This is a genomic window from Psychrobacter sp. TB20-MNA-CIBAN-0197 (assembly GCF_040309765.1).
GTDB classification, from domain to species: domain Bacteria; phylum Pseudomonadota; class Gammaproteobacteria; order Pseudomonadales; family Moraxellaceae; genus Psychrobacter; species Psychrobacter submarinus.
Genome location: NZ_JBEOPC010000370.1, coordinates 1 through 286, shown reverse-complemented (window position 1 = coordinate 286; position 286 = coordinate 1). Strand labels below are relative to the sequence as shown.

Sequence of the window (286 nt, the reverse complement as noted above, 5' to 3'; positions counted from 1 at the left end):
ATGTATTTGTTCGCGTCCTGGCGCTGGATCTGCAAGGCGAAGCACGCCGGCACCCGATCCGTCGACAACTGCTGATTCAGTGCGCTGCGCAGGAAATTCGGCAAGTCGTGATTCTGTTTGGGCAGCGTATACGCCGGGCAACGCTCCGGATCCGGCACGACGCGGAATTTCGCATTGGCCTCACCGAACTTGTAGGGCGATACCGAGAAATATGTGGTCTCAGTCGGACTGTCCGGCGGCGCTGACAGGGTTGCCAGCGCGATGAATAGATGACGGACCTGCCAGG

General features: G+C 59.4%; 1 protein-coding gene. It reads right to left on the bottom strand.

Going from position 1 to position 286, the window contains the following annotated elements; translation table 11 throughout:
• Window positions 1–286, bottom strand: a 286-nt coding sequence (locus tag AAEY83_RS14080) for a catalase family protein (protein ID WP_351059785.1), incomplete at both ends; no start/stop codon positions are given.